Source organism: uncultured Methanobrevibacter sp., from assembly GCF_937881195.1.
Lineage (GTDB): Archaea > Methanobacteriota > Methanobacteria > Methanobacteriales > Methanobacteriaceae > Methanobinarius.
Genome location: NZ_CALGFC010000069.1, coordinates 37,999 through 44,368, shown reverse-complemented (window position 1 = coordinate 44,368; position 6,370 = coordinate 37,999). Strand labels below are relative to the sequence as shown.

At 22.4% G+C, this 6,370-nt stretch carries 7 protein-coding genes; all 7 read right to left on the bottom strand.

Translation table 11 applies throughout. The features are described 5' to 3' along the window. A partial coding sequence (locus Q0087_RS09435) for a hypothetical protein (RefSeq protein ID WP_297899824.1) occupies window positions 1-629 on the bottom strand: 629 nt, incomplete at its 3' end. A gap of 315 nt (window positions 630-944) precedes the next feature. Continuing rightward, window positions 945-1,679 (bottom strand): proliferating cell nuclear antigen (pcna), encoded by a 735-nt coding sequence (gene pcn / locus Q0087_RS09430; RefSeq protein WP_297899822.1) that lies wholly within the window; start codon window positions 1,677-1,679, stop codon window positions 945-947. Between the two features lie 437 nt (window positions 1,680-2,116). Further along, a complete protein-coding gene (locus Q0087_RS09425) occupies window positions 2,117-3,025 on the bottom strand; it encodes a hypothetical protein (RefSeq protein WP_297899820.1) in 909 nt (302 codons plus the stop codon). 584 nt (window positions 3,026-3,609) lie between these two features. Continuing rightward, a complete protein-coding gene (locus tag Q0087_RS09420) occupies window positions 3,610-3,924 on the bottom strand; it encodes a transcription factor S (RefSeq protein WP_297899818.1) in 315 nt (104 codons plus the stop codon). Window positions 3,925-4,245: 321 nt separating this feature from the next. Then, window positions 4,246-4,689, bottom strand: coding sequence for an NUDIX hydrolase (locus Q0087_RS09415; protein ID WP_297899816.1), 444 nt, complete (start codon window positions 4,687-4,689; stop codon window positions 4,246-4,248). Between the two features lie 238 nt (window positions 4,690-4,927). Next, on the bottom strand, window positions 4,928-5,203 hold the full coding sequence (locus tag Q0087_RS09410) for a DNA-directed RNA polymerase subunit L (RefSeq protein ID WP_297899814.1): 276 nt from the start codon (window positions 5,201-5,203) through the stop codon (window positions 4,928-4,930). Between the two features lie 293 nt (window positions 5,204-5,496). Further along, window positions 5,497-6,066, bottom strand: a complete 570-nt coding sequence (locus tag Q0087_RS09405; protein WP_297899812.1) for an exosome complex RNA-binding protein Csl4 — start codon at window positions 6,064-6,066, stop codon at window positions 5,497-5,499. Window positions 6,067-6,370: the final 304 nt, after the last annotated feature.

Here is a 6,370-nt window from a genome sequence, read left to right as displayed (position 1 = left end):
TCATTATTATTAGTAATAACTTTATTATCATTATTATTAGTAATAACTTTATTATCATTATTATTAGTAATAACTTTATTATTATCTATTATACTATCTGAACTATAATCTGAAATATTATCATTATTAATTTTTTTAGAATCTTTATTTAGTGAGTCAGATTTAGCATTAGAATTAGCCTCTGAATTAGATTCAGAATCCAAATTATTTACCTGAATATTATCATCAGTTGTTAATTCATCTAAAGATATAGATCTTCTATGAGCTTTTAAAACATCGACAAATGAAAAATAGAGTTTTTCCTCCTCATCAGTAATGTTTAGAGGTGTTGTATCAATTAAATCGAATTGGGGTTTCCCCTGAAAAAGATGATAAGATCTATGTATATTCATGACAGCTGCATCAGCAATCTTATGTTCTCTAATCTCACAAATTTCAGTAGCTACTCTTTGAGCATTCTTTAATAAGTCACTTTCTTCAGAAAAAGGATCATTTACAGCAATTTCCCTAATATTATCTAAATATCTATGAGTTCTTTTATAAAAATCAGTCCCTACCCTAGCTAATGAACTATTTGCACGTTCTTTTCTTTGTATTTCACGTAATTTAGCAAAAAATTGATCTTCCAAAAGTAATCATCTCTAATTTATTTTTAATATTATTTAATATAATTTTTATATTTTATTTATTTATGAAAATTATATTCTTATATTAGGATTAAATTTTAACATTTATTAAATTGTGCATATTAAAATATTTTTATATTTTGAAATTAATTTTAAAAATTCAAATTATAATAAATATTTATCCAATAAATCTAAATTCAATAAAAGCAGTATTAAACACCACCATATGCTGAATTAAAAAAATTAAATGAGTTAAAATAAAATAATTAAATAAATAAAGCAAAAATGAAACAAATAAAATGTAAATTAGAAACTGAGCTAATCTTCAGCTTCTATTCTTGGAGCAAGTAAAAAACTAAGTTCTCCATCATCAGAAATCATTTTAAGTTTAAGATCAAGAGGCATGTCATCTCCAAGTTTAATGACAGCAATATCAGAAAATTTATCTGCTTTTAACATTTCCCTAATTTTTTCAAGAGAAAATACAGATTTAGCATCATTTTCGATTTTTTCTCCATGCAAATATTCAATATTCGCATCTCCAAATTCACCCTCAGCACCAGCCCTAAAGTATTCATTATCTACTTTTAAAGATATTTTGTCTGAAAATATATCAATATCAGCAATAGAATCTTTTAAAAGGGCAAATGGAATCTCAAATTGAGTTGGGTGGTCTAATTTTGGAGGTGATGGTGGTTCCTGATCTATATCAATTAATCTGATTTTAAAAGTTCTTTTAGCTTCTCCTTCAAAAGTTATAATGAAACTTCCTTCATCAAGAGACATTATTACTCTATCATCACTTTTAGAACGTTTTAAAACTTTAACAAACTCATCAGTATCTATATTGATTTTTTCTGGTTCATCACATACATATTCATCAAATAAAGTTGATTTGAGTTCTAAATGAACAAATGTGATATGACTACGATCTAGGGCATCCAATCTAATGCCTTCACTATCAGTTTGAATTTGTACTTCATCAACAATAGATGAAATAGCATCAAAACTTGTTTTTAAAATATTGGGATTACTTAATTCCGCTTTAAACATTTTAAAATCATCTCTTTAACTGTTTTAAGACTTTAAATAACATTAACTTGTATTTAATAATAAATAAAAAAATTATTTTAATATAAATCCATTTTTAATATAGGTAGGATAATTTTAATATATATAATAATTATTCTAATCTATTGATAACAATGTGTTCAATGTTATTCACCATGTATAATGTATATATATGATAGTTCTTCATCATATTTATAGATATATAGATTTTTAAAGTTTTATGAATTAGAATTTAAATTTTCAAAATCGATAATATAATTTAAAAATTTATAATATACTAATTATATTTATCTAATTTATCAAAAATTATAAAATAAATGATATAATTTATAAATTATAAAATAAATTTTATAATTCAAAAATATAATCTAAATAGAATAATTTAAAAAATATAAGACAATATGATAATTTATAATTAATTATTCATCAGAATTTTCTTTTTTATGTTCTTTATTTTTAATATCATTATCAGAATCAACATTTAAAGAAGTATTATTTGATGAAATTTCGTTAGAATCTTCTTTTGAAATAATTTTGCCATCTGTTAAATTAATGTCATTGGTATCTTGAATTAAATGCTCATTAGATCCTTCATCATCATGAGAATCAGATTTGGCATGAGTTGAATTAGATAATTCTCCATCAATATCTAAAATATCATATTTTTTATCATTATTTTCCCCATCATTACTTGAAATTTCGTTTCCATCTTCATCAAGTTCTTTAAACTTTTTAAAATCATCGGAATTATTTAATTTGGAAGTTCTTTTTGTTTCATTATCTAAATCAGCATATTCACCTTTAGATTTATCAACAGTTTCATCCGAATCCTTATTTTTTGAATTATTTTTTCTTTTTGAATCCTCATCCTCATCCAATAATTTTAAATCCTCTAAATTATCAAGTTTATCAGAAATAGGACTATTTTTTGATAAAATTACAAGTGATGATGCCCCCAATATCACAATTCCCAAAAATATTACAAAAATAGCTAATGTTCCAGTCTCACCTGATGCAACACTATCAACAACTCTTTCAGAAGCACCTAAAATAAGAAAAATACCTGCTAAAATAATAATTATGCCCAATACAATACCAATTATTGCTAAAAATGGGAATTTACGTTTAAAATCATTTGAAAGAATTTCGTCTGTTTTAGAAGTTAAAAAAAGTTCATCATCAGAATTTTTCTCTTTTTTTTCATTATTGACTTCTTTTTTTTCTTCATCTGATTTATTTTCATTATCAAATTCATCAATTTTATTAATAGATGAAACAACTTTATCAAAAATTGATTCATCATCAGAATTTTTTTTGGAATCAGCCATTGGATTTCCTCAACAAAATTTTAAAATATTTATTATTTTTTAAAATACCATTAAATATGATTATTTTTTAATATAAACTAAATTTTTTAAAAAATTTTTTAAAAATATATTTAGAACAATATATTAGTTTTTAATTAACTATAAAAACTTATGATATATAAATCAATAGCATAAATTATATTGAAATATTAAATAAATTCTCATATAATGATAATAGTGGCAATTTTTCATATCTATAATAATTAAAATAATAAAATTAATTATTGATAAAATTAATTATTGATAAAATTTTTTTATATTTAAATTTTTAATATTTAATAATTAATATTTTAGCTAATAAGTCTAAATTGAAATTTAACCAGTATATAACAATAAAATCAAATAAATTGTAATTCCCAATAGGGAAAAATATAAAATTGACTATTTAATGAAAAAAAATAGTATTTTAAAAAGAATAAATAGTTAAAATAAAAAAATGAATATGAATTTAATTATTAGAAACATACCTCATTTAATATAAAACAAGATAAATTAATATATGTAACTGAAAAATTAATAAAAGCTAATAATTCTAAGATAAATAATTAATCATACTCTCTCCAAGTATGTTTACAATTTAAACACCTTAAAAATCTAGTTTCTGCTTCATCAGCACTACGAGTCTGTTGTAACCACCAAGAAGCTTTTTCATGTCCACATTTAGGGCATGTAGCTTTTGTTGTAGGGAGTGTGTTAATTTCTTCCCCTTTCATTATTACATTATCTTTTGCATCAACTTTTTCATTAACCTCATATTGACTAGCATCTTCCTCAGTTAAATCCTTTGAATATCCACATTTACATTGAAATTTATCACCATTTGGAAGCATCATAGCCCCACATTTAGGACAAAACTCCATAATATTCCTCCTAATAATATAATTTTTAATAATAATCCTAAAATCCCAAAATAATATATAATTAATAAATATGAATAATATTTGAAATTATTAAAAGTATTATCTATATTAAAACTTAAAAAATTTTATTTAAAAAATTTTTATATTGAAAGTTTAATTCCATTAAAATTCTACTGTTAAAATTTTTTTATATATTAATTTTGTTATATTTTAATTGGTTATATTATATTAATTTATTCCTATTAAATTTAATTAATGGTTAATATAATTACATGAAAAATTGATTATTGGAGAATTTTATAAATTTATATTAGTATGAAATCATTTTAATCTATTGAAAACATCAGATAATATCTTATTATGGTCAAAAGCAAGATCAAGGTTAATTATATCATTAAATGATGAAATAAATGAATCTGAAGCATCACTACCTGCTTTTATATTATCAAAATTCCCCATAGCCAAATAAACAATAGTTATTGTATGGCCCCTAGGATCCCTTTTTGGATCAGAATAAACACCAAACAATTCACAAATTTTAATATCAATCCCTGTTTCTTCTTTAGCTTCTCTTAAAGCAGCACATTCAACTGATTCCCCATAATCAACAAATCCGCCAGGAATTGCCCAGTGATCTTTGTATGGGCTGTTTTTCCTTTTAATTAAAATAAATTCATTATTTCTAATTGATTTTCTAAAATCATTATGATTTTCATTAAAAATAATTATATCAACAGTTATAGAAGGTTTTTTGTAATCAGACAATTATATCCCAACAAACATTAATTATAAACCAAAATATGATTTACACAATATAAAAAAAATAATTGGAAAAATTAAAAATAATATAAATAGCACATAATAATAAAATATTAGCTAACAATAAACTTAAGCCAATAATAAATAATAGTTAAATTAAACTAAATAGAATATTTACTAACCTAAAATAAAATACAAATCAATAATATATAATCAATAATATATTATCAATTGAAATACACAATTATATTGCTTCTACGAGTTTTTTAAACTCGTTTGATTGTTCTTTTAATTGATTTGAAGCTTTTAATAGTGCTTTTTTAGGATCTTTAGTTCTTTTAACTTTGATTGTTATTATTGGCTCACCAATTAAAGGGTGGTCAATACCATAAACAGCATAATCAACATCTTCATCTTCCATGAGAATTTTTCTCAGAGCATTACAAATGGTATGGCTTTCACCAGGAATCATTATCTCAAGTTCTAATTTTGTACTTCTTAAAATCTCAATATCATCCATCTTATCATCCTATAAATCATCAATAAATAATAGCTAAAATAAATTAAATAATAAGTAATATAAAAATTACTAATAGAAATATTATTAATTTAATTCAGTAAATAAAAATATCGGTTAATAAAAATCTTATTTAATAAAAATATCAGTTAATAAAAATCTTATTTAATAAAAAATGTATATTTAAAATTAATCAAAAATATAACAAATTATGAGAAATATTCTAGAAACATCATAAATGAAAAATTTATGCAAAAAATTACTAATATAAAAATCTCAAAAGTTCTTTTTATTCCTCAGCAATCATAGTTTGTAGAAATCTTTCTTTTTTCTTTTTTATCACAGACTTCACAGTAAACTTCATCTTTTCTACCAGTTGGTATCATATATGCGCGGCAACGAGTACACATAGCTTTTACAACACCATCTTCCTCATTTTCAGTATTAAGGTCTAAATTATCTCCCATTATTTTTGATACTTTAGCTTCAATAATATCTCCAATTCTAAAGGCATCAGTTAATTTATCCAAATATCCTTTTTTAACCTGAGATATATGTATTGCTGCCATATAAGGAAGAGCCAATTTTCTATCATTATTTTTCATTTTTTGAACATTTATCATTGCTCTTTGACCACGAACATCAGTAATTTCCCCATAGACACTATCGCCTACATTTAAAACTGCAGGATTCCCTGAAGATGGAAGTATTGAAACTTTTTTATTCGAAGAATTAATATCAACTGTTCCTAAAACAGATGCTCTTATATAACCTTCATCATCATAAGTCCATTTATCAGGCAAAAATTGTTCACTAACACCAAGAATATCTCCCGGCATTACAAAGTCTCCAGATTTTACTTTCATGTTTATACCTCTAAAAATAAGAATTTTAATGAAATTTAATAAGATAGATAATAAAATAAACCCCTTGATATCTTTATTTTTAATTATATTCAACGGAATTAGATTAAATTTTTGATTGCATTAAATTTTTTAGTATATAGAATTTTTAAAATTTATTTCTATAAATATATTTCTATAAAATTTATTTCTACATAATATACTGTTGCAAGTTATAAATTTTGAATTTCATCATATATATTAATTGTGTATAAACTAAAGATTTTATATAAAACATTTAACAAACAAATTTTAAATTATATATCAA